Here is a 22,797-nt window from a genome sequence, read left to right on the forward strand (position 1 = left end):
GGATTTTCCCTCGCTTATAATTCTTCTACAATGATATTATGATTCGTAAATACACAGATATCTGCAGCAATATTTAAGGCATTTTTAGCAATCTCTTTCGCTGGCATTTCTTTATCGCCAAAGTTTTTCATGGCTCTTGCAGCGGACAAAGCAAAATTACCGCCAGAACCAATTGCTAAAATACCATCGTCTGGTGTGATGACTTCCCCAGTTCCTGAAACTAAGAGCATTTCTTCCTTATTCATCACAATCAGCATAGCTTCTAATTTTTGCATAGACTGTTGTGTACGCCACTCTTGGGCTAACTCAACCGCAGCTCTCGTTAAGTTTCCGTTGTATTCATTTAATTTTCCTTCAAACTTTTCTTCTAATGTAAAGGCATCTGCCACACTCCCTGCAAAACCGACAACGACTTCATCATTGTAAATACGGCGCACTTTTTTGGCCGTACCTTTCATAACGACAGATTCGCCCATTGTTACTTGGCCGTCACCAGCCATTGCAAATTTTCCATCTTTTTCGACTGCACAAATTGTTGTAGAGTGAAATTGTGATTCAACCATTGTTGTTCCTCCTAGACGTTTACCTCCATTATGCACGAGGATGAAACGTTCGATAATTTTTTTGTAAACTTTCTTTTGTCACATGCGCATATATCTGAGTTGTTGATAAATTAGCATGTCCTAATAATTCTTGAACTGTCCGCATATCGGCGCCATTATTTAATAAATGCGTCGCAAATGTATGGCGTAACATGTGGGGATGAATTTCCGCGTTTAATGAACTTTTTTTAATTAGTTGGTTTAAGACATATTCAATCCCTGTTGGCGTGATTTGTTCACCATGATGATTAACAAAGACATACGGATGTTTTCTTTGATATTTTGTCATTAATAGCGCGCGGCCATTCTCTAAGTAATCCTTTAAGGCGTCTTGTGCAAATGAACCAAAAGGCACATAGCGGTCTTTATTTCCTTTTCCGTGAACCAATAAAACAGAAGCTTGAAAGTCAACTGCGTCCACCGTTAAGTTCGCACATTCACTGACCCGAATGCCAGTCCCATACAGAACTTCTAGCAACGCTTGATTTCTCAAATCAAGCGGTTGCTCCCCTTGTGCGCTCTCAAATAATGCATCCATTTCTTTTTCATAAAAAAAACGGGGCAACCGTAACTGTTTCTTTTTCATATGAACATAGGAAAAAGGATTCTCTTGGATTGCTTCATTTTTTAATAAGAATTGATAAAAAGAACGCAAACTGGCAATTTTTCGACTAATCGAATTGCGGCTATATTCCTGATCGTATAATTCGCTCAAATAAGCCCGAACATCCAAATGTTCCACAGTCAAATAATTGTCATTACCTGAAGTCTTTAAAAACGAAAAAAAATGTTGTATATCTTCTTGATATGCTTTTTTTGTTTTTTCTGAATAGCCTCTTTCGACAATAAGATAACGAGCAAATAACTCAGGCCAATTCTTTTCTTCCATGTGATAGCCCTCCTCATTCGATTACAAAGTAACTTTAGCATAACCTTTTTCAAAAGACAATTAAGTTGTCAGAATTTAATCAATATTTCTAAATATGTTCACAATTTTAACTATTCTTTAGCTTTTGTTATTTTTTTCTAAAAATTAAAAGACTGAGTATCATCGCATTTCTTAGCAATGATTCTCGGTCTTTTCTCATATTTTTTCTAATTTAGTCTAAAGATTGGATAACTTGAGCTTGGACATCTAAGGCCCGATTAGCAATTGCTTCATAGCGTTCTTTTTTGTCACGAATTCGTTCAGGTAACTCTGGGAAAAGCCCAAAGTTTGCATTCATTGGTTGGAAATGTTTGCCTTCTGCATGTGTAATATAATAAGCCATACTTCCTAAAGTCGTTTCGCGAGGGAATTCAATCGGCTCTTCCCCTTTGGCAAGACGAGCTGCGTTAATACCTGCGAGTAAACCACTTGCCGCGCTTTCAACATATCCTTCAACACCAGTCATTTGTCCAGCAAAAAACAGATCGTCACGTTTTTTTGATTGATAGGTTGGTTTTAGCAACTCTGGAGAGTTCATAAAACTATTACGGTGCATGACGCCATAGCGAACAAATTCAGCATTTTCTAATCCCGGAATCATACGGAATACTCGTTTTTGTTCACCCCATTTTAAATGCGTTTGGAAACCAACAATATTGTATAAAGAAGCTGCAGCATTGTCTTGACGTAATTGAATTACAGCATAAGGGCGTTTACCTGTTTTAGGGTCTTCTAGTCCGACAGGTTTCATTGGGCCAAACAACATGGTTTTAATGCCACGTTGCGCCATTACTTCGATGGGCATACAGCCTTCGAAAAACTTCTCTTTTTCAAACGTGCGTAAAGGAACCACTTCTGCATTGACTAGCGCTTCATGAAAAGCATTGAACTCTTCTTCAGTCATCGGACAATTTAAGTAAGCCGCTTCTCCCTTGTTATAACGAGATTTTAAATAAACTTTATCCATGTCAATTGTTGATTTATCAATAATTGGTGCTGCTGCATCGTAAAAATAAAAGCCTTCAGAACCATTAAATTCTTGAATTTTTTGAGATAAGCTTTCAGAGGTTAAGGGACCCGTTGCAATAATTACAATCCCTTCCGGAATATCGGTGATCTCTTCATTTTTGATTGTAATTAATGGATGACTTTTAATTTTTTCAGTGATTGTTTCAGAAAAAGAATCACGGTCAACTGCTAAGGCGCCGCCAGCTGGTACAGCGGTTTGATCTGCACTACCAATAATGATTGAATTTAAACGGCGCATTTCTTCTTTCAAAACACCTACCGCATTGGTTAAACTATTTCCACGTAATGAATTAGAACAAACTAACTCTGCAAAATTTTCTGTTTGATGCGCTGGTGTCTTTTTGACAGGGCGCATTTCATATAAATCAACTGGTACGCCAGCATTGGCCACTTGCCATGCCGCTTCACTTCCGGCTAAACCGGCACCAATAATTGTGACTTTTTTTGTCATGTATAAAAATTCCTTTCTATGTCAAGAAGTTAAGAGCTGTCTCTTACAAACTCAATTCATTTTACTAAAAGAGAAGACCGAAGTAAATTCTTCGGTCTCAATTTTTCTTATTTTTGGACGTTTTCTTCATAATCGCCATTGATACAAACGACTTGTTTGCCGCCTTTAACTTTTTTCTCTACTAAATATTGCCCACATTTTGGACATGGCCGGCCTACTGGTTTGTCCCAAGAAGTGAAGTCACACTCTGGGTACCGACTACAGCCATAGAAAATCCGATTTTTCTTTGATTTGCGTTCGATAACTTGTCCTTCGTGACACACAGGACACGTCACGCCAATTTCTTTGACAATCGCTTTTGTATTCCGACAATCTGGGAAATTACTACATGCATAAAATTTTCCGTAGCGACCCAGTTTAATCACCATTGGATGTCCACATAGTTCGCAGTCAAAGCCTGCTGGTTCATCTTTAATTTGGATTTTTTCAATTTTTTCTTCGGCATTTGTTAATTCTTTTTCGAAGGGCTTGTAGAAGCGATCGACAACTTCAACCCATTTTTCTTGGCCTTCACCGACTTTATCTAAGTCCGTTTCCATTGTCGCTGTAAAATGTGTATCGACAATTTGTGGGAAAAACTCTGAAACTAAGGAATTCACAATTTCACCTAATTCCGTTGGTTCAAACCGTTTATTGGTTAACTTCACGTAATAACGTCGTTGAATGGTTTCTAATGTTGGCGCATATGTTGATGGTCGGCCCACACCATTTTCTTCTAAAGTCCGGATTAACGTGGCTTCACTAAAACGAGCCGGTGGTTGAGTAAAGTGTTGTTTCGGTTCGATGTCGACCGATTTGACAACGTCACCTTCTACTAATTCAGGTAAAATATTTTCCTTGTCTTCTTTACCATCATCGCGACCTTCAACATATACTTGCATAAACCCTTTAAATTTCACTTTGGAGCCATTGGCAATAAACGTTACGCCGTTTTGTTGAAGCGTGACCTTCATGGTATCTAAAATCGCTGGTGTCATTTGACTAGCTACAAAGCGCGACCAAATAAGAGTATATAATTTTAATTGATCTTTATCTAAATACTTCTTCATTTCATCGGGTGTTCTTAAAACGCTTGACGGACGAACCGCTTCATGGGCATCTTGTGCACCTTGCGTATTTTTTGCTTTGCGGCCGCCATGTGCTGAGAACTCATCTCCGTAGGTCTTTTCAATGAATTCAGCAGCTTCTGCTTTGGCGGAATCGGCAATTCTGGTTGAGTCTGTACGCATGTAGGTAATCAGCCCCACAGTGCCTTGTTTCCCTAAAGCAATCCCCTCATACAATTGTTGCGCAACCATCATGGTTTTACGGGTACGGAAATTTAATTTACGTGCCGCTTCTTGTTGTAAACTACTGGTTGTAAAAGGTAACGCAGGATTACGTTTCCGTTCTTTTTTCTCAACTTTTGTAACATCGTAATCTTTACCGTCAATCCGAGAAGTGATTTCTTTCACCGCCTCTGCATTTGGTAATTTTTTCTTTTTACCATCTACGCCCCAGAAATTTGCTTTGAATTTCTTGCGACCTTTTTGGAAATTCCCATCAATGCTCCAATATTCTTCAGGTTTAAATTCTCGAATTTCATTTTCTCGATCAATAATCATTTTTAAAGCAACAGATTGCACACGACCAGCACTCAAACCTTTTTTGACTTTACGCCATAAAATAGGACTAATCGAGTATCCAACTAAACGGTCTAAAATGCGCCGTGCTTGTTGTGCATCAACTAAATCAACGTTGATGGTTCTAGGTTCTTTAAATGCCGCTTTTACCGCTTCTTTAGTGATCTCATTGAATACCACACGGTTTTTATCTTTTAAATCAAGGCCAAGAAGATAAGCTAAATGCCAAGCAATTGCTTCACCTTCTCGGTCCGGATCGGCTGCGAGATAGACTTTTTCAGCTTTTTTTGCAGCCGCTTTTAAACTTTTGATGACATCGCCTTTTCCGCGAATCGAAATATAATGAGGTTCATAATTATTTTCAATATCAATCCCCATTTTACTTTTTGGTAAATCGCGAATGTGACCAACACTGGCAACCACCTTGTAGTTTCTTCCTAGATATTTTTCAATTGTTTTGGCTTTGGCAGGTGATTCTACAATCACGAGATACTTATAGGCCATTCAATTAGCTCCTTTCGCGTTCGCTTTCCTACTATATAATATATGTAAAAAACGCACAAATCGTAATACATCATATGCTATATAGAACAGGTTTGTCAAGACTAGGCTTTCTAACATTTCTGTCATTTCTGTTTGACTGTCCGAATTTATAAATAAAAAATGCCTATGATTTATAGATTTTATCCTAAAGCATTAAAATACCCAAAACATTCCAAATAAAATGAGTCAAGACAGCAGCTTCAAAGCGACCCGTGCGTAGATAGACCCAACTTAACGCTAAACCCATGCCCCAATAAATAATAAAACTACCTATATCTGTGGGCGTGTGCACAAGTACAAATAAAATAGAAGAAACGAGTATGCCTATTTTTGAAGCTGGCTTGAAAAACGCTTGAATCCCGACACGAAAAATTCCCTCTTCGAAAATTGGCCCAATCACACCTGCAAAAATAAGTATAAGCCCTTTAGGAATGGCTTGGACAATTTCTTCAACACTTTGTTGGTTAGAGGTCGTCTCTAGTCCTTCCAGACGTAATAAGAAATCACCAAATATTCCCACACAAAAGATTATCACCAAACCTAACAAGGCCACTGGCAAGGTTTCTTTGATTCCTAAAAAAGTCCAAGTTATGAGCTTTTTCTTTTTCAAAAAAGCAACAAATAGATAGACAAAATAGGCACCAAGTCCAACAGCCACTAATCCACTAACAAAGCGAAACCAAAAGTTTTCTGTAGAAAATTGAACAACTGAGACCATCATCAAAGGAATTTGATCCAAAATCAAAAAGCCCAGTAGCTGCATACCAAACAACCATCTTTTTCTAACAACCGTTTCCATTTAGACACTCCTAACTACCAACCAAAAGATTAAAATCTGATTAAATAGTACCGAAGTGAACGTAGGTTGTCAATTCACAATTAGTAAAAGTCACAATTCTTCACAAATATCATCAATTGTCTGAACACATTTAGCGCCGTCCTGAATTAATTCATGGCAGCCTGTTGAAAAAGACTGGAAAATACTTCCCGGTACGGCAAATACCTCGCGCCCGTAATCCATCGCCGCTTGTGCAGTAATTAAAGAGCCACTATTCTTACGAGCTTCCATCACGCAGACCCCTAAAGATAATCCAGCAATAATGCGATTACGTGCAGGAAAATGATATTTTTTCGGCCCACTCCCATTCACATATTCTGTTAAAACAAGCTGATTCTGCTTCATAGTTTGCTGTAATTCTTTCTTTTCATACGGATAATATACATCTAATCCAGTGCCTAAAATTCCAATTGTCTGACCCCCGTTCTGGATGGCCATCTCATGGCTACGACTATCAATGCCTTTGGCAAGACCACTGACGATTGTGAATCCTTCTTTGACTATTTTAGGAACCAGAGCTTCAGTCACTCTTAACCCATACGAAGTGGCATAGCGAGCGCCGACGATGCCAATTTTCCTTCTACTTAACAATTGTAAATTTCCTCTATAAAAAAGAATTGCTGGTGGATTATAAATTTCTCGTAATAATTTAGGATAGACGGCATCTAAAATTGTCATAAATTGGTGTTGGCATTGTCGTATATATAACGCTTCACTATGAATCGTATGGTGTAACCAAGATTGTTCAAATAATTCACGATATTTCTTGATTTCAGCAATTCTAATAATTTCTGTACTGGAAAAATCAACACGCTTTTGTGCGATAGCTTCTTGTAACACTTTTAAGATCCCTAAATTGCCAATTCCTTGGCATACCGCTAATTTAAATAATAATTGTCGTTGTAAAATTTCCAACAAAAAACACCTCTTTCACATCTTCTTAAAATAAGAATACGTAAAAAAAGTGTTTTATTTTTAAATCATATCTTTTATTGGCGCAAACGTACGTCGATGAATGGGTGTTACACCGTATTTTTCTAACCCGAGAAGATGTTCTTTTGTTCCATAACCTGCATTGTTTTTAAATCCATATCCAGGATATAATTCATCATATTCTTCCATTAATCGATCTCTTGTTACTTTTGCAATAATACTGGCTGCTGCAATCGAAATGGAGCGCGCATCCCCTTTAATCAAACTTTCTTGTGGTTGGGGAACGTCTAACTGCATTGCATCAATTAATAAATAATCTGGTGCAAAAGCTAAATCGTCAATTGCCATTTTCATCGCTTGTTTAGTTGCTTGATAAATATTAATTTGATCAATGACTCCTTGATCAGCGATACCTAACCCGATAGCGACAGCCTGTTCTTGAATCTGGTTATATAACGTTTCCCGTTTTTTAGCAGATAGTTTTTTTGAATCATTTAAACCTAATAATTGACAATCTTTCGGTAAAATAACTGCAGCTGTCACAACAGGGCCAGCTAATGGTCCGCGGCCTACTTCATCAATTCCCGCAATTAAACGATGGCCTTTTTTATAGGCCGCTTCCTCAAATTGACTCATTTCTTTAAAAAGTTGCCATTCTTTTTCTTTGGCTAACTGGCGACGTTCCCATTGTTTGATCGCTTGTTGCACTCCTGAACGTTCATCTTCTCGCCAGCTTGCTAATCGTTCATCGGTTGCATCAGTGACAGTTAGCAACGCTTCTTTGATTGCCTGAATCGACTCTTTTGCCATGTTATTCGTCTCCTAGTTCTTCCCAGCGGTCCAAAGTATACGTACCTAATTTTCCACTGCGAATTTCTAAAATAATCATTTCGCTGGCTCGATTATAATCATCTCTAAAACCACGTTTTTGGCTAATTAACATCAATTGTTCTGGGGCAGGTAAAAATAGCTCTTCCTCTGTTAAACCATATCGTTCCGTCAAACGTTGCGGATAAAAACGTGCAAAAAATTCTAATCCATAAATCGCCAAATCATCTAAATGCAATAATTGATCTTTTATAGCGCCAGTTAAAGCTAATTTTTTCCCAATTTCTTCATCTTCAAATTTTGGCCAAAGAATTCCTGGTGTATCCAGTAATTCCAATTGGGAACCAGAGCGTAACCATTGTTGTCCTTTTGTCACACCTGGCTTGTTCCCAGTTTGCGCAATTTTTTTTCCGACTAAACGATTCATTAAGGTTGACTTACCAACATTGGGGATCCCAATACACATGGCGCGAATCGCACGCGGTTTCAAGCCTTTCGCCTGTTCACGAGCCAATTTTTCTTTTAACGCTTCCTTGGCTGCTGGCACAATTTTATTGATTCCTTTATTTTGTTGGGCATTGATGACTAGGGTTTGGTACCCTTTCTTTTGAAAGTAATGTTGCCATTTTTTATTTTGGTCGTTATCTGCTAAGTCCCCTTTATTTAAAAGGACTAATCGTGGTTTTTGTTGGACAATTTGGTCCATCATTGGGTTACGGGAAGAAAGCGGTAACCGCGCATCAACTAGTTCAAATACAATATCGACATATTTGATTTTTTCAGAAACTTCTCTTCTTGCTTTGGCCATATGGCCGGGAAACCATTGAATGGTCATAATCTGTTCAAATCCCTTCTTTAACACATTGTTTCTTTGATTCAATTCTTCAACGAGTCCTGTGTTCCGCGTAGATTCTTGCGAAAAAACACCTTCTCTAGTTTAACATATTTTTCACGGATTTGATTTATTTTCTGCAGTGTTCTTAAAAAAACAAAAAAGCTGAGACAAAATCACTTTGGATTTTGTCTCAGCCTTGTACACTGGCAAAGTATAGAAATTAGTAGGTCAAGCTCTTCTCAAGACTGACTCAAAAATATTTCTGTTTTTACTTGTTATTTAGCATGAAGTAAATTTTCTTTACAATGAATTAACTCTGTTAAAAACTGACAGTACGGTGTAGCAATCCCATAGACTTTCCCTTTGCGAACAATTGCTCCATTGATATAATCAATTTCGGTTAAACGATGATTGGTTATTAAGTCCTGATACATCGATGGATGGTGCAGACCAATTGTTTCTCGATTATAACACGAGCGGATTTGTTGAAGGACTGCTTGTTTATCTAACGTAACTTGTTCCGCTTCAGCGACTGCTAAAAATTCATTAACTATTTGTTGAACAATTTGATCTGCTTGCTCTGTTTCGCCAAAGTCTGCCATATTACAATCCAACAAAGTACATAAACCATTCATTGTTCCATTCACACAGGCCTTCTTATAAATGGATGATAAAATATTCTCAGAATAACGTGCATTTAAGCCAGCGTTATTTAATACCTTAATGACTGCTTCTGCCGCTTGTTCACTTTGCGCTCCTAAATTTTGTAAATCAATCGAACCATTGCCAAATAATTTTACTTTGCCAGGTCCTTCTAACCCAGCGGTCCACATTGTGTTTCCTAATAAAATATTTTCGTATGGCACGTATTTTTTGATAATATCTTCGTGACCAATTCCATTTAACAAGCATAAAACTTTCGTATTTTTATTAAGGAAATGTTCTAATGCTTCAAGCATTCCTTCCAGTTGCATTGCTTTTGTAAATAGGATAACTAAGTCTGCTGTAAAATCGATGCTTGCTACTTCTGTCTGAGGATAAATAGGAATTTTAGCGGTCATCACTTCGCCATTAAAATCAGCAACTAACCCGTTTTTTCTTATTGCTTCAATATGTTCTGGCCAACCATCAACAAAAATAACGTCATTTCCTGCTTGATGTAACATTAGTCCAAAGCGACTGCCCATAGCGCCAGCACCTGCGATAATAATCTTCATTTCTTTTCCTCCGTTCAATTTTTTATTTTTAGGTAAAAATCTGCTAAGAAAATCTCTATCTCTTACTTTTATAGCAATAAAAAGGCAAAACATATGTTATATTATAAGTGATCTATTTGTTATTTTTTATCCAAGCACATTTGTGTAAGCGCTTTTAAAAAGAAAGGGAGTTTCTGATGAATATTCAGCTTTTAAAGTACTTCATTGAAATTGTTAATACCCGCAGTTTATCGGCGGCCGCTCGCAATTTATTTGTCACCCAACCAACACTTTCTTTAGCATTGAAAAAAATGGAATCTGAGTTAGGCACAGCGTTGTTTGATCATTCTGATCAACCGTTTCAATTGACCGATACTGGTGTTTATTTATATGAACATGGCCAAGAAGTTGTTTTTCAATTCGATCAATTGGTAACAGATATTCGTGAAATGAACCAGAAACCAGTTAAAAAGCAATTGCGTTTAGGGTTAACTACTTTATTTGCTGTACAATTTATGAAAGAAATTTCACGATTTTTAACAACCCATCCACATGTGAATTTAATATTACAGCAAGACGGCTCGCCAAAATTACAAACGATGTTAGCAAATAAAGAAATTGATATGGGACTAATTTCTTTCCCAAATACCTTACCTGAAATTATTCATATTGAACCTTTAGAAACGACTACCAAAGGCTACCATGTTTATGTCGTGGTACCAGAATCAAATCCTCTCTCCCAATATGAAAAATTAACTTTTAAAGATTTGAAAGATCAACGATTTTCATCGTTAAGTGATAATTTTATGATTGGTCGCCTACTACTAGATCGGACTCGGAGCTTCGGTTATGAGCCGAATATCATTTTGCATAACGATGATTTACAAGTACTTCTTTATAGTTTACAAAAAAATAATTCGATTTGTTTGCTGCCGATTGAATATTATGAAGTGGGAAAAAGTCAAGGACTGAAATGGATTCCTTTAAAAGATAAGTTTGACTATTTCCCCATCGGCATTGCTTTGCGCCGCGATTTTAGTCTGACAGAAGATGTTAGAGATTTTATCCAAATCATTAAAGAAAATTAATGGATAATCTAGCCTTGATAAGCAAAGACGACTTTACTATCATAAAGTTTCAACACTTTTTCAAATAAGAATTTTGAGAATAAACCCGCGACAATTGGAACAACAAACCAAGAAAAGAGTAAGGGTAAGATCCCTAAGCCCGCATCCAATGAAGCAAGTGGTCCCACGAGTCCAACCAAGCCAAATCCAGCCGATTGTGGGGTTCCTGAAATGTTGAATAGAACCACAGGAATTGCTGAAATAGTCGCTGTAAATAAACAAGGAATTAAAATAATTGGGTATTTAAATAAGTTAGGCATCATCATTTTCATGCCGCCCAAAGAGACAGCCAGTGTCACTCCCGATTGGTTGACATTCCAAGAATTAATCACAAGAACAACAGTTGTGGCTGCAATTCCCATTGCAGCAGCACCTGCAGACAAGCCATTCAACTGAATCGCCAAACCGATTGCCACAGTAGTGATTGGCGAAATAATCAGTGCAGCAAATGAACAAGCAATTAAAATACTCATGATAATTGGCTGGAAATCAGTAAAATTGTTAATCACTTTCCCAATGGCGACCGTAATTTGTGTCACATATGGATAAATCAACATGCCAAACAAACCTGCACCTACTCCAACAACGATCGGTAAAGCAATGATTTCCACTGAACCGAATTTTTTATCGATGACTAATAAAAGTAAGACTGCAACAGAAGCGGTAATCATAATATTAATGATGTCACCAGTGCCTGCACCAATAAAGCCTTTCACTTCTGAATTAAATTTAATCACGCCAGAGCCAGCAAACGCTGCACCGCCAGCAATCATCATTTTCTGTGGCGTTAAGCCAAATTGAAAAGCAATCAGTCCACCAATAATTAAAGGGGTGGCTAGTTGGAAAATTTGCGCCGCATGAATAATCATTTCGATAATCTTGTATTCTGCAAAATATTTTAAAATGGCTCCTAATACAGCATTGGGAATTAAAGCGATAATGGTGCCGGAAGCTGTTCCAGCTAACACTTTGTTAAAAAATATTCTTGGGGTTAATTGAGCATCCAGTTTATCAGTGGGCATTTTCAACACTCCTATTGATTATTTTTGTTTTTTTAAAACAAGTTTGAGAATGATTGAACTTTCTGTTAGATAAAGAGCGGCCTCAAAGAAGAGCGCTTATTTCTTTGAGGCGCTTTTTATTTAACTAAAGCAAGGAACGATTTTTAATATACATCCGTATCCGCATTATATTTCGCTAAATTATCTTTAACATCTCGCAAGAACTTACCTGCTTGTTGTCCATCTAAAATTCGATGATCAATAGAAAGACATAAATTAACCATATCTGCCACTTTAAAGCCTCCATCTGCGGTTGGCACAAGGCGTTTATTAATTGACTCTACTTGTAATATCGCAGCTTGTGGATGGTTAATAATTCCCATCGATTGGACGGAACCTAGTGTTCCAGTATTATTAAGAGTAAAGGTCCCTCCTTGCATTTCTTTGCTTGCTAGCGTTCCTTGTCGGACTTCTTGTGCCAAGCGATTGATTTCTTTAGCTAGCCCTGCAATTGAATAGTTATCCGCTTGTTGAATCACTGGCACATAAAGATGCTCGTCTGTCGTTACAGCTATGGATAAATTAACATCTTTATGATAAATAATTGAGCCATCATCCCAAGATGTATTGATTTTTGGATTTTTCTTTAACGCTTGAATGACTGCTTTGGCAAAAAATGGGAAGAAGCTTAGAGATAGGCCCTCTTGTTGTTTAAATTCATCTTTTAATGAATTTCTAAGTTGGACTAAGTTGGTCACATCCGCTTCCACCATTAACCAAGCGTGAGGGATTTCGTTGACGCTTTGGACCATTTTTTTAGCAATTGCTTTACGTACAGGATCTGCAGAGACAATTTTATCTGTGCTTGTTTCAGTTGGACTAGCTGTTGCGGCGCTTTCATTTTGCGAAGCAACTGGCTCCTCTGAAATTGAAGGGCTAGTTCCTGGACTCACTGTTTTCTCAGGTGTTCTTGCCTGTGTTGGTGTAAAGTTTGTAACATCTTTTCTAGTAATTCGACCATCACGACCTGTCCCTGTAACTTGTGTTAAATCAATCTTTTTTTCTTGGGCAATTTTAAGGACTGCTGGGGAATAACGACCATTATTTTTTTGATGGGACGTCGCAGTGCTTGTTGTTTCAACCGTTTCATGTTCTTGTGCTTGTTCCGCACTTGCTTCTTTCACTGGTGCTAAAGTAGCTTCTTCTGTTTTTTCGGTTGTTTCTTCTGTCTCTAACGTCATCACCGCTGTTCCGATGGGCACATCTGTATCTAGAGAAATCAGAAATTCTTTTACTACACCATCAAAATCTGATGGGACTTCCGTGGTGACTTTATCAGAAACGACTTCCATTAAGGGATCATAGCGTTTCACTGAATCTCCTGGTTTAACTAACCATTGGACAATGGCTGCCTCTGTGACACTTTCGCCTAGATGAGGCATTTTGATTTCTTTTGTGGCCATTTATTTTTTCCTCCTTGCTTCAATTAAAATTCTGCTAATTCTTTCATTGCTGCTAATACTTGCTCTTCATTGATTAAAAATTCTCTTTCTAAAGGTAATGCATAAGGCATGCTTGGACAATCAGGTCCTGCAAGTCGTTGAATCGGTGCATCTAAATCAAAGAGAGCATCTTCTGAAATCATTGCCGCAATTTCACTCATCACGCTGCCTTCTTTATTGTCTTCTGTTACGAGTAAGACCTTCCCTGTTTTCTTAGCTGCAGCCACTAATGTTTCGCGATCTAAAGGATATAATGAGCGAACATCGACGATTTCGGCATCAATTCCTTCAGCGGCTAGTTTTTCCGCCGCAGCTAAAGCTAATTGCAAGGTCATGCCGTAACTAATCACGGTTAAATCACTACCCGTTCTAACGACATTGGCTTTGTCAATTGGTACGATATAATCATCTGCAGGCACTTCATCTTTTAGTAAACGATATAAACGCTTATGTTCGTAAAAAATGACTGGATCATCGGAACGAATCGCTGCTTTAATCATCCCTTTTGCATCATAAGGATTAGAAGGGGTCACCACTCTCAATCCTGGTTGTCCACAAAAAACTTTTTCTGTAGACTGAGAATGATACAGCCCACCACGAACACCGCCGCCATAAGGGGTCCGATAAACGATTGGCGCAGTCCAATCGCCTTTTGTTCTATAGCGCATTGTCCGAGCCTCTGATAACAATTGATTGGTTGCAGGCAAAATGTAATCCGCAAATTGAAATTCACCAATTGCGCGATAGCCCATTAAACCTAAGCCGACAGCTAAACCACCAATTAAGCCTTCTGTTAACGGTGTATTAAAACAACGCTCGTCACCGTATTTAGCAGCCAAGCCCTTTGTTACACCGAACACGCCGCCTTTGTCGCCGCCGACATCTTCTCCAAAAATAACTACTTTTTCATCACGAGCCATTTCTTCAGAAATTCCTAAGTTAATTGCTTCTAAATAAGTCATCTCAGCCATTATATTTCTTCTCCTCTTCTCTTATTTTGCATACACTTCTTCTAAAATTGATGTCGGTACAGGATCTGGCATTGCTTCTGCTTCATCCGTTGCTTGATTGATTTCTGCACGAATTTCTTCATCAATTTTGGCAATGTCTTCGTCTGTTAAATAGCCCTCTTCTAATAATTGTTTTTCAAAAAGCTTCACTGCATCGTTCTTTTTCATTTCTTCAATTTCTTCTTTTGAACGATAAACAGATTGATCATCGTCAGCGGAATGAGAAGTCAAGCGAGAAACCATTAATTCAATCAATTTTGGTCCTTTTTTCCCGCGAGCCGCTTTTACTGCTTCTTTAAATGCTAGATAGACTTCAGTAAAATCACTACCATCAACGGTTACACCTTCAAAGCCATAAGCTTTCGCGCGATCGGCCATTCGTTTATTGGCATACTGTTCTTCGATTGGGACAGAAATCGCATATTCATTATTTTCAACCACAAAAATGACTGGTAATTTTTTTACGCCTGCAAAGTTCATAGCTTCTTGGACTTCTCCTTGATTGGCAGAGCCTTCCCCAGTGGTGGTCAATGCAACAAAATCAGCTTTTTGAAGTTGCGCTGCATAACCAACACCTGTTGCTAATGGCATTTGTGTACTTACTGTTGAAGAGAAGGAAACAATATTATGCTCTTTTGAACCATAATGATTCGGCATTTGACGACCATGGGAAGAAGGATCCGCTTCTTTTCCAAAAGAACCCATTAAAATATCTTTGGAGGTCATGCCCCAAACCAAGCACGCGGTCATATCACGATAATACGGTAAAAAATAATCTTTTTGAGGATCAAAAGCCATCGCCATCGCTACTTGTGCAACTTCTGCCCCTTGACCAGAAATATTGAAAGAGGTCTTACCAATCCTTGTTAATTGCCACAACCGTTCGTCTAAACGACGTCCTCGTAGTACTTGACGATATGCCTGAATCAATTCTTCTTTTGATAAACCCGATTTTTTAAGCGTTTTCATTTTCATCAACCTTTCTCTATTTGTGAATCGCTAAGCCATAAGTATCTAAGGCTGCTTCTTGCAATACTTCTGTCATTGTTGGATGCGCATGGATTGCTTCACCAATTTCAATGGGTGCGGCATCTAAATACATGGCAGTACTTGCTTCGGCAATTAAATCCGTGACATGTGGCCCAATCATAGAAACCCCTAATAAATCATCGGTCTTCTTGTCACGAATTACTTCTATAAAGCCATCTGTTTCTCCATAAACAAGTGATTTACCATTACCATTAAAATTAAAGGTGCCAATTACTACTTCTTTTTCTGCTGGCAAAGTTTCTCTAGTATAGCCGACACTTGCTATTTCAGGATTTGTATAAACACCTCGAGGCACGTTTGTATAATTTAAAGGTTCAACTGTCTCGCCTAAAAGATGCTGAACAGCTAACTCTCCTTCTTTCATAGCCACATGTGCTAGTTGGAGTGTATCGATACAATCACCAATCGCATAAATATGTCCTTCTGTGGTTTGATAAAATTCATTTACTTCAATGCCTTTGTCAGTATATTTCACTGAGGTATTCTGTAACCCTAACTTATTGATATTGGGTTGACGCCCAATTGCTACCATGACTTTGTCAACGGTGAGGGTTTCTTGTCCTGCAACTTCTACTTGAACCTTTTGTCCAGTAACTTTCGCTTCTTGGACTTTGCTACCTAATAAAATGTTGATTCCTCGTTGCTCTAAACGTTTCTTTAATTCTTTAGAAATTGTTGCACTCTCATTTATAAGTAAACGATCCAAAAATTCAATGATAGTTACGTTGACACCTAAACTATTTAATAAAGAAGCCCACTCGACACCAATAACGCCACCACCAATAATTGCAATTGATTCTGGTAATTCTTCTAATTCAAGCATCCCATCAGAAGATAAGATAAATTCTTCATCTAATGGCAAATTAGGTAACGTTTTAGGACTAGAGCCTGTCGCAATAATGACATTTTTAGGAACGATAATTTCTTCTTCCCGTGTTGGATCATTAAACGTAACTGCCACTGCGCCAGAGACTGGTGAAAAAATAGAGGGACCTAAAATCGCACCTTCGCCTGCTAAAATTTTGATTTTATTTTTCTTGCATAAGCCTTCAACACCTTTGTGTAACTGCTCAATAATTCCTTCTTTCCGTTGTTGTATTTTAGAAAAATCAATGGACGCTGCCTCTGTTTCAATCCCAAAAGAAGCCGCTTGTTTTAAGGTATCAAAAACCTCTGCGCTTCTTAATAAAGCTTTTGTAGGGATACAGCCTTTGTGCAAACAAGTGCCACCTAATTTGTATTTTTCAACAATTGTGACGTTTAGCCCTTTTTGTGCAGCTCGAATTGCTGCTACATAGCCTCCTGTTCCGCCACCTAAAATCAGTAAATCTGTTTGTTCCGCCATTTTGATCACTCCTGCTCAATTTTTGCTTCACTATAATTTAAAGCTTGTTCTTCCCCTGTTAATACTCGATTGACGCCTTCATATAAAGCAGCCATCTCCATTTCACCTGGGTAAACCTTAATTGGTGCAATCCAAGTGACTTTTTGACTAATTTCTTGAACAACGGTTTGCGAATAGGCTGCACCCCCTGTTAAAATAATTGCATCAATTGTGCCTTCAAGAACCACGGCCATCTCGCCAATACTTTTTGCGATTTGGTAACACATTCCTTTTAAATAGTAATTTGCTGTTTGATCACCTGCAGCTATTTGTGCTTGGATATGCCGTAAATCTGTTTCACCTAGGTATGATTTAAGACCGCTATTCCCCGCAATTAGCTTTTTCACTTCGTTAATCGTTAACTCCTGTTCAAGTATCCGTTGCGCAAATTCAACGAGCGGTAAGGCACCACTGCGTTCTGGCGTATAAGGACCTTCACCATCAAGCCCATTTACCACATCCACCATGCGGCCTTTTTGATGCGCCCCCAAGCTAATGCCCCCACCTAAATGAACAACGATAAAATTGCTTTGCTCATATGTTTTTCCTAAATCCTCAGCGATTTTTCGAGCGACCGCTTTTTGATTTAAGGCGTGACCAACGCTACGCCGGTGAATGCCTTTTAATCCAGAAATCCTGGCTAATGGCTGTAGCTCATCTACAACAACAGGATCGACAATAAAGGCTGGCACGTGATATTTTTCTGCAAACTCATTAGCTAAAATCGCCCCTAAATTTGAAGCATGGGTATTAAAGCGTTCTGTCCGCAAGTCTTCTAGCATTTGTTGGTCGACAAGATACGTACCGCCAGGAATAGGCTTAAGCAAACCACCACGCCCTACAACAGCGGCTAATTGTGTGATGTTATGTGTTTCTAAAAATTCCGCGATCATTTGTTTTCGAAATGATGTTTGACTGACAACATTTTCAAAAGGTGCCAATTCTTGGACGCTATGTCTAAGCGTTTCTTCTGCCAAGCAATCATGATTAGCAAAAAGCGCTAACTTCGTGGAGGTCGAGCCAGGATTAATAACCAATACTGTTTCCATTGTTTTCTGCTCCTTTTTTTAAACTTGTCTCATGGCAAATCTTAATGAATGGAATTTGCTTTCTGTCGAATCGCTTCTAGATGTTAAAACGACTGGGACTTTTGTGCCAACAATCGTTCCTCCCACCTTGGCGTGCCCAAACAAGGTTAATGATTTGTATAAACAATTTCCAACATCAATAGTTGGGACCACTAAAATATCTGCATCCCCCATGATAGGACCGCTGTAACGTTTATGCGCAACCGCTTCTTCAGAGGTCGCTAAATCAAGCGAAAGTGGACCAAAAACCGTAGCCTCTTTTTGATCATTAAAATGTGCCGTGACTTCTTTTGCTAAAACAGACGAAGGCATTTTAGGATTGAAATTTTCCGCTGCGCTTAACAAAGCAATTTTCGGGTGATGCAGTCCCAATTTTTGGGCGACTTCTTTAGCATTTTCAACAATTTCAATGAGGGTCGCTTGAGTGGGAGCGATATTCATCGCACAATCGGTTAACAAGAAGGTTTTCCCCGCAGGCAGCTCCACCATTGCTACATGGGAAAGAATCGGTTTATTTTTTAATTGATGCTCACTTTTCAACATTTCTTTTAGTAATGTGTGGGTCTGAATAATTCCTTTCAATAAAATTTGTGCTTGACCGGTTGCAACTAGACTGACAGCTTCCTGTGCGACCGCGGCCTCATCTGAGCAATGAACATATTTCCAGATATTTTCAGTATCAAGATTTTCATTTGTATCAAATACAATAAACTGCAACGGTTGCTCGGCTTCTTTTAGTGCTTTTTTAACTAGCTGTAAAATCTCTGGTTGTGAACCTCCTGCAATTGAAACAGTGATCATTTTCTCACCTCATTTTTTCTTCTTTACACTTTAAATCTACCTTATTATGTAAGCGCATACAAATTGTTAATTTTTATGTCCTTATTAATATTTTTTATAGAGAAGGAAAATCTTAGTAAATCAAGCTTTTCCTTCTCTAAACAATTGTTATCTAATTTACTTTCCATGAAAAAACTTCTTTTCTAAGAATGAAAGGAAAACTTATGCTTCGGCACAGCTGTTTATTTATGTCAGATTCTAAACCATGTTATACTTTAGATACTTATTTTTAGGAGGAATTAAATGGCACTACTACTATTCTTTTTGTTTATCGCCCTACTAGGATTTGGTATATTAAAAATTAATAACCGCAGTATCCTCGGCGGTATCACTTTGGCTTCCGGCACCTTATTGTCATTAGTCACCTTACTATTTATCGGACTAGACAAAATTTATTTACATTTTAAGAATGGCGACCTAATTACCTTGGCCATTGCTTATCTATTAATTCCCGCTGTGTTTATCGGCATTTGCCTTTACTTTATTTTTAACTCACGTACGATGCAAACGAAAGAAGGCAAAAGTGTCACGGCTAAATTGTCGGCGGGCTTAGGGTTGAACTTATTAATTGCTTTACCAGCCTTTCTTTATTTATTATCGATTGGCACAATGCAAGTACCCTATGTCCTTTTTCTGTTCTTACTTTTTCTATTGTTAATGGATCTTTTGCTGACCTTTCTATTTGCTGCTTACGTCTTGTATTCATGGATGTACCAAATGATTCCTTTAAAAAAAGCGGTTGATTATATCATTGTTTTAGGTTCGGGAATTCGTAGCGAGGAAGTACCTCCACTTTTGAAGAGTCGGTTAGATAAAGGAATTGAATATTATGAAAAAAATCCCACCGCTAAATTTGTAGTCAGCGGTGGTCAAGGTCCTGACGAACCTGTGGCCGAAGCTTTCGCAATGAAAAAATATTTGCTTTCACAAAATATTCCTGCAGAAGCAATTTTGATGGAGGACCAATCCACAACCACTTATGAAAATATGTTGTTTTCTAAAGCAATAATTCAGGCAGATTGGCAAAAGATGCCGTCTGATTCTAAAAAACCCTCTGTTATTTTTTCAACAAATAACTATCATGTCTTACGAGGAGCTATGTATGCCCATCGTGTCGGCTTAAAAGCTGAAGGTGTCGGGGCGCCAACTGCCTTATATTTTTTACCAACTGCTCTAATCCGAGAATACATTGCCTTACTGGTTCATGATAAGCGAATTGTGCTTTTTGTTTTTCTACTTGTCACTCTTCTTTTAGGAATCAGTATCTTACCCATCTAAAAAAACAGCGACTCACATTTTTGTGAGTCGCTGTTTTTATTCTTTTAATATAAAAAGGTTTAATGAACGTAATTGGCTATCAATGCAATCAGCCATAAATGGAGCGGATAGAATCCGTAAAATAAATATTTGAAAAATGGTGCTTTGCTCCCTCTCTCACCATTGTAAAGCGATATAAAGGGTAACACAGTGATAAACATAAAATCAGAATTATAAGCTAACATTTCAATTGTCGTTGGCCAATCTCCCAACCATTGAAAACTTGTAACTAAGAAAAAGAGCGCTAATGCACCATATAAACAGTTCCGTAAGACAAGTCTCTTTCTGGCTAAATACGTAATCAACATAAAAGGTAACATCACAATGCCACCTTCAGCAAACATTGCTCCTATTCCTAAAATTGCTAGTATACTAATCAATAAAACAATTTTTAAACTGATTTTTGGCATCTCTAGCATCGCTTTTGTCACAATTAACATACTGACACCAAGGGCTAAGGTGAAGAAAATATTGTTGTGAACAGCGACAGCTGGATTATTCACTAAATGATTTAGAAGCGTATTTCCAACAAACATGATTGCTGCCCAAATATACAAACGACCATTGTAACGATAAACATTCCGTCTATAGTTGAAACCTTCTACAGCCATGTAACCAAAAAACACACCGACACAACGAGTAATTACATGAAAAATCAGTGCCCATTCTGGCGGAACAAAATAACTAATATGGTCAAGAACCATTAACCCCATCATCAATAACTTTAAGCGATTTGCGTTCATGAATCGTCTCCTTTATTTTTTCTACAGAAACTATCATATCTTTTTATATAACAGAAAACAACGAACATTCTTGTTAGATTCAACCATTCTTTTTGTCACTTTTGTTAAACTTGGTACCGCAAAGATAAATCTTCAAATAAATAATGTTGGTATTTAAATTGTTCAAAATGAATTTTTCGAATTTCTTGCTTAATGGCTATTAAGCATTCATCGACCGTCATCAATGATTCTTCTTTCAGAAGCGCCTCTTCTATTAATAATTTGCATTGGCAGTCAATCAATAAAAGTTGACTATAGAATGTGTAAAATGTTTCTTTATTTAATTTTTCAATCAAATTTTTAGCTTGATTCTGCAGCTTTTGATAACATTTGGTCAATTTTTGATAATCCATTAAATCAACTAACTGACCTTGTTTTAACATGTTACTAAAGTCTAAATCCCAAAGCATTTCTTTAGTCGGCTGTTGCAATAAATAATACATAGAATGACTACTAATAATTTCAGTGGTCGGTTCTTCAATTGTTTCATAAAAAGTCACAAAATATTCTCGCTCAATCACAGTAATAATTTCTTCTTCTGAAAGCTCACAATCTTCTAAATTTTGATAGAATATCAATAATTTAATCCGCTCATCTATTTTATTCAGCGAAGCGACTAATTCAGGAAAAAGAACCGACTGACAATTCTCTACTAATTCTCTTGCCTTATTTTGTTCATTTTTATAAAAGCTGTATAACTTTTTCCGCTGTTTTAACGAGTTTAGTAAGTTATCGGGTATATTCCAGTAATATTGTTTCTTCATAGCATTCCCACTCTTCTTTTTTATGTACAATTTTACAAAATTGGTCTTAGCCAATTTCGTCTCTAGTTATTCTATCAAAAAAATGACGCTTTTTTACTGACAATAATTACTCGTTTTACGCCCAAAAAGTGAAAATTCAGCTGTTAAGTAATTATTGGGGCTTGTTTCTCGCAGGCCAAAAAAACTTTTTCCTTTTAAAAGTCCAGAAAAAGACCTACACTAGAGATAGACAAACGTTGGAGGGATTTAAATGGATTTACACTTAACGAATAAATTAGCATTAATTACTGGTTCAACCAAAGGAATTGGCAAAGCAATTGCGATTGAAATGGCTCGTGAAGGGACCGATGTCATTATCAATGGGCGCAATGAAGCCGAAGTAATCAAAGTTGTTGAAGAAATACAAACAATGTTTCCAGACACTCATCCTCAAGCAGGGACTGCCGATATTTCCATTGAAAGTCAACGAGCTACTTTGCTTGAAAAATTCCCTAAAGTCGACATTTTAGTGAACAATATGGGGATTTTTGAACCAATGGAATACTGGGATATCGATGACGCCACTTGGGAAAAATTTTTTACTGTGAACGTGTTGTCAGGCAATGCATTAGCAAAAGCTTATCTACCTAAAATGCTTGCACAAGATTTTGGTCGCATTATTTTCATCGCTAGCGAAGAAGCGGTGATGCCTTCTGGCGAAATGCCCCAATATAGCATGACAAAAACGATGAATCTTTCCTTAGCTAAAAGTTTATCCAACTTAACTGTCGGCACACATGTCACCGTTAACACGGTTATGCCTGGCTCAACCCTTACCGAAGGTGTAGAAAAAATGTTGGAAGATATGTACGCTGATTCAGACATTCCCAAAGAGGATTGGGAAAAAGATTTCATGAAAAATCATCGTTCTCGTTCACAAATCCAACGGCTCATTCGACCAGAAGAAATTGGTCGTTTTGTTACCTTTGTGGCCAGCCCGGATTCTTCTTCATTCTCAGGCGAAGCCTTAAGAATCGATGGCGGCTTAGTTCCAACGATCTTCTAAATTAAACAAAAAAGACAGCCAG

20 protein-coding genes and 2 pseudogenes are annotated in these 22,797 nt (G+C 37.8%); 3 read left to right on the plus strand and 19 right to left on the minus strand.

Annotated features, from left to right (window positions below):
• Positions 1 to 14: 14 nt before the first annotated feature.
• From hslV to IGJ24_RS06670, 9 genes are all read right to left on the minus strand, one after another.
• Positions 15 to 563, minus strand: a complete 549-nt coding sequence (gene hslV, locus IGJ24_RS06630; protein ID WP_002357489.1) for an HslVU peptidase proteolytic subunit — start codon at positions 561 to 563, stop codon at positions 15 to 17.
• Between the two features lie 28 nt (positions 564 to 591).
• Positions 592 to 1,491, minus strand: coding sequence for a tyrosine recombinase XerC (gene xerC / locus IGJ24_RS06635; protein ID WP_129194197.1), 900 nt, complete (start codon positions 1,489 to 1,491; stop codon positions 592 to 594).
• A 211-nt stretch (positions 1,492 to 1,702) separates the two neighbouring features.
• Positions 1,703 to 3,010 carry an FADH(2)-oxidizing methylenetetrahydrofolate--tRNA-(uracil(54)-C(5))-methyltransferase TrmFO gene (trmFO, locus tag IGJ24_RS06640; protein ID WP_002357486.1) on the minus strand — a complete coding sequence of 436 codons (1,308 nt, stop codon included), beginning with the start codon at positions 3,008 to 3,010 and terminating at the stop codon, positions 1,703 to 1,705.
• 107 nt (positions 3,011 to 3,117) lie between these two features.
• Positions 3,118 to 5,196, minus strand: a complete 2,079-nt coding sequence (gene topA, locus IGJ24_RS06645) for a type I DNA topoisomerase (protein ID WP_002357484.1) — start codon at positions 5,194 to 5,196, stop codon at positions 3,118 to 3,120.
• 184 nt (positions 5,197 to 5,380) lie between these two features.
• On the minus strand, positions 5,381 to 6,034 hold the full coding sequence (locus IGJ24_RS06650; protein WP_289865539.1) for a CPBP family intramembrane glutamic endopeptidase: 654 nt from the start codon (positions 6,032 to 6,034) through the stop codon (positions 5,381 to 5,383).
• 90 nt (positions 6,035 to 6,124) lie between these two features.
• Positions 6,125 to 6,988, minus strand: coding sequence for a DNA-processing protein DprA (dprA, locus tag IGJ24_RS06655; protein ID WP_002382350.1), 864 nt, complete (start codon positions 6,986 to 6,988; stop codon positions 6,125 to 6,127).
• Positions 6,989 to 7,048: 60 nt separating this feature from the next.
• Complete coding sequence (locus IGJ24_RS06660) at positions 7,049 to 7,816, minus strand: ribonuclease HII (protein ID WP_002357481.1); 768 nt, start codon at positions 7,814 to 7,816, stop codon at positions 7,049 to 7,051.
• Between the two features lies 1 nt (position 7,817).
• Positions 7,818 to 8,669, minus strand: coding sequence for a ribosome biogenesis GTPase YlqF (ylqF, locus tag IGJ24_RS06665; protein WP_002357480.1), 852 nt, complete (start codon positions 8,667 to 8,669; stop codon positions 7,818 to 7,820).
• 275 nt (positions 8,670 to 8,944) lie between these two features.
• A complete protein-coding gene (locus tag IGJ24_RS06670) occupies positions 8,945 to 9,886 on the minus strand; it encodes a 2-dehydropantoate 2-reductase (protein WP_048736835.1) in 942 nt (313 codons plus the stop codon).
• A gap of 176 nt (positions 9,887 to 10,062) precedes the next feature.
• Here IGJ24_RS06670 and IGJ24_RS06675 point away from each other — a divergent pair, with 176 nt between their 5' ends.
• Positions 10,063 to 10,953, plus strand: coding sequence for a LysR family transcriptional regulator (locus IGJ24_RS06675; protein WP_002369350.1), 891 nt, complete (start codon positions 10,063 to 10,065; stop codon positions 10,951 to 10,953).
• 8 nt (positions 10,954 to 10,961) lie between these two features.
• On the opposite strand, the gene IGJ24_RS06680 is transcribed toward IGJ24_RS06675, so the two are convergent.
• The 8 genes and pseudogenes from IGJ24_RS06680 to ptb form a co-directional block, all read right to left on the minus strand.
• Entirely contained in the window at positions 10,962 to 12,014 is a 1,053-nt protein-coding gene (locus IGJ24_RS06680; protein WP_002384478.1) for a PTS sugar transporter subunit IIC, read from the minus strand.
• 143 nt (positions 12,015 to 12,157) lie between these two features.
• Positions 12,158 to 13,093, minus strand: a pseudogene (locus tag IGJ24_RS06685) (dihydrolipoamide acetyltransferase family protein); the annotation flags it as partial.
• Positions 13,094 to 13,285: 192 nt separating this feature from the next.
• Positions 13,286 to 13,456: pseudogene (locus IGJ24_RS06690) on the minus strand (biotin/lipoyl-containing protein); the annotation flags it as partial.
• A gap of 23 nt (positions 13,457 to 13,479) precedes the next feature.
• Positions 13,480 to 14,466, minus strand: a complete 987-nt coding sequence (locus IGJ24_RS06695; protein WP_002357475.1) for an alpha-ketoacid dehydrogenase subunit beta — start codon at positions 14,464 to 14,466, stop codon at positions 13,480 to 13,482.
• A gap of 21 nt (positions 14,467 to 14,487) precedes the next feature.
• Positions 14,488 to 15,480 carry a thiamine pyrophosphate-dependent dehydrogenase E1 component subunit alpha gene (locus tag IGJ24_RS06700; protein WP_002360226.1) on the minus strand — a complete coding sequence of 331 codons (993 nt, stop codon included), beginning with the start codon at positions 15,478 to 15,480 and terminating at the stop codon, positions 14,488 to 14,490.
• A 10-nt stretch (positions 15,481 to 15,490) separates the two neighbouring features.
• A complete protein-coding gene (lpdA, locus tag IGJ24_RS06705) occupies positions 15,491 to 16,900 on the minus strand; it encodes a dihydrolipoyl dehydrogenase (protein ID WP_289865537.1) in 1,410 nt (469 codons plus the stop codon).
• Positions 16,901 to 16,905: 5 nt separating this feature from the next.
• The gene (buk, locus tag IGJ24_RS06710) at positions 16,906 to 17,988 is read right to left on the minus strand and encodes a butyrate kinase (RefSeq protein ID WP_289865536.1); all 1,083 of its coding nucleotides are present in this window, start codon (positions 17,986 to 17,988) and stop codon (positions 16,906 to 16,908) included.
• Between the two features lie 18 nt (positions 17,989 to 18,006).
• Positions 18,007 to 18,828 carry a branched-chain phosphotransacylase gene (gene ptb, locus IGJ24_RS06715; RefSeq protein ID WP_131750601.1) on the minus strand — a complete coding sequence of 274 codons (822 nt, stop codon included), beginning with the start codon at positions 18,826 to 18,828 and terminating at the stop codon, positions 18,007 to 18,009.
• Between the two features lie 282 nt (positions 18,829 to 19,110).
• On the opposite strand from ptb, the gene IGJ24_RS06720 reads away from it, so the two are divergent.
• Positions 19,111 to 20,145, plus strand: a complete 1,035-nt coding sequence (locus tag IGJ24_RS06720) for a YdcF family protein (RefSeq protein WP_010820013.1) — start codon at positions 19,111 to 19,113, stop codon at positions 20,143 to 20,145.
• 59 nt (positions 20,146 to 20,204) lie between these two features.
• Here the strand turns inward: IGJ24_RS06720 and IGJ24_RS06725 are convergent, their stop codons facing one another.
• Positions 20,205 to 20,927 (minus strand): TraX family protein, encoded by a 723-nt coding sequence (locus IGJ24_RS06725; protein WP_438775368.1) that lies wholly within the window; start codon positions 20,925 to 20,927, stop codon positions 20,205 to 20,207.
• A gap of 104 nt (positions 20,928 to 21,031) precedes the next feature.
• Positions 21,032 to 21,784, minus strand: coding sequence for a DUF7006 family protein (locus IGJ24_RS06730; protein WP_002398752.1), 753 nt, complete (start codon positions 21,782 to 21,784; stop codon positions 21,032 to 21,034).
• Between the two features lie 196 nt (positions 21,785 to 21,980).
• Between IGJ24_RS06730 and IGJ24_RS06735 the strand changes: the two genes are divergently transcribed.
• Entirely contained in the window at positions 21,981 to 22,775 is a 795-nt protein-coding gene (locus tag IGJ24_RS06735) for an SDR family NAD(P)-dependent oxidoreductase (protein WP_002409468.1), read from the plus strand.
• The last annotated feature ends 22 nt before the right edge of the window (positions 22,776 to 22,797 follow it).

Source organism: Enterococcus sp. DIV0546 (assembly GCF_051712785.1).
In the GTDB taxonomy this organism is placed as follows: domain Bacteria; phylum Bacillota; class Bacilli; order Lactobacillales; family Enterococcaceae; genus Enterococcus; species Enterococcus faecalis.

Excerpts from the sequence above, each read along its gene's own strand:
- hslV (WP_002357489.1), bottom strand. The coding sequence starts at position 563 with ATGGTTGAATCACAATTTCACTCTACAACAATTTGTGCAGTCGAAAAA.
- xerC (WP_129194197.1), bottom strand. The coding sequence starts at position 1,491 with ATGGAAGAAAAGAATTGGCCTGAGTTATTTGCTCGTTATCTTATTGTC.
- trmFO (WP_002357486.1), bottom strand. The coding sequence starts at position 3,010 with ATGACAAAAAAAGTCACAATTATTGGTGCCGGTTTAGCCGGAAGTGAA.
- topA (WP_002357484.1), bottom strand. The coding sequence starts at position 5,196 with ATGGCCTATAAGTATCTCGTGATTGTAGAATCACCTGCCAAAGCCAAA.
- IGJ24_RS06650 (WP_289865539.1), bottom strand. The coding sequence starts at position 6,034 with ATGGAAACGGTTGTTAGAAAAAGATGGTTGTTTGGTATGCAGCTACTG.
- IGJ24_RS06660 (WP_002357481.1), bottom strand. The coding sequence starts at position 7,816 with ATGGCAAAAGAGTCGATTCAGGCAATCAAAGAAGCGTTGCTAACTGTC.
- ylqF (WP_002357480.1), bottom strand. The coding sequence starts at position 8,669 with ATGACCATTCAATGGTTTCCCGGCCATATGGCCAAAGCAAGAAGAGAA.
- IGJ24_RS06670 (WP_048736835.1), bottom strand. The coding sequence starts at position 9,886 with ATGAAGATTATTATCGCAGGTGCTGGCGCTATGGGCAGTCGCTTTGGA.
- IGJ24_RS06675 (WP_002369350.1), top strand. The coding sequence starts at position 10,063 with ATGAATATTCAGCTTTTAAAGTACTTCATTGAAATTGTTAATACCCGC.
- IGJ24_RS06680 (WP_002384478.1), bottom strand. The coding sequence starts at position 12,014 with ATGCCCACTGATAAACTGGATGCTCAATTAACCCCAAGAATATTTTTT.
- IGJ24_RS06695 (WP_002357475.1), bottom strand. The coding sequence starts at position 14,466 with ATGGCTGAGATGACTTATTTAGAAGCAATTAACTTAGGAATTTCTGAA.
- IGJ24_RS06700 (WP_002360226.1), bottom strand. The coding sequence starts at position 15,480 with ATGAAAATGAAAACGCTTAAAAAATCGGGTTTATCAAAAGAAGAATTG.
- lpdA (WP_289865537.1), bottom strand. The coding sequence starts at position 16,900 with ATGGCGGAACAAACAGATTTACTGATTTTAGGTGGCGGAACAGGAGGC.
- buk (WP_289865536.1), bottom strand. The coding sequence starts at position 17,988 with ATGGAAACAGTATTGGTTATTAATCCTGGCTCGACCTCCACGAAGTTA.
- ptb (WP_131750601.1), bottom strand. The coding sequence starts at position 18,828 with ATGATCACTGTTTCAATTGCAGGAGGTTCACAACCAGAGATTTTACAG.
- IGJ24_RS06720 (WP_010820013.1), top strand. The coding sequence starts at position 19,111 with ATGGCACTACTACTATTCTTTTTGTTTATCGCCCTACTAGGATTTGGT.
- IGJ24_RS06725 (WP_438775368.1), bottom strand. The coding sequence starts at position 20,927 with ATGAACGCAAATCGCTTAAAGTTATTGATGATGGGGTTAATGGTTCTT.
- IGJ24_RS06735 (WP_002409468.1), top strand. The coding sequence starts at position 21,981 with ATGGATTTACACTTAACGAATAAATTAGCATTAATTACTGGTTCAACC.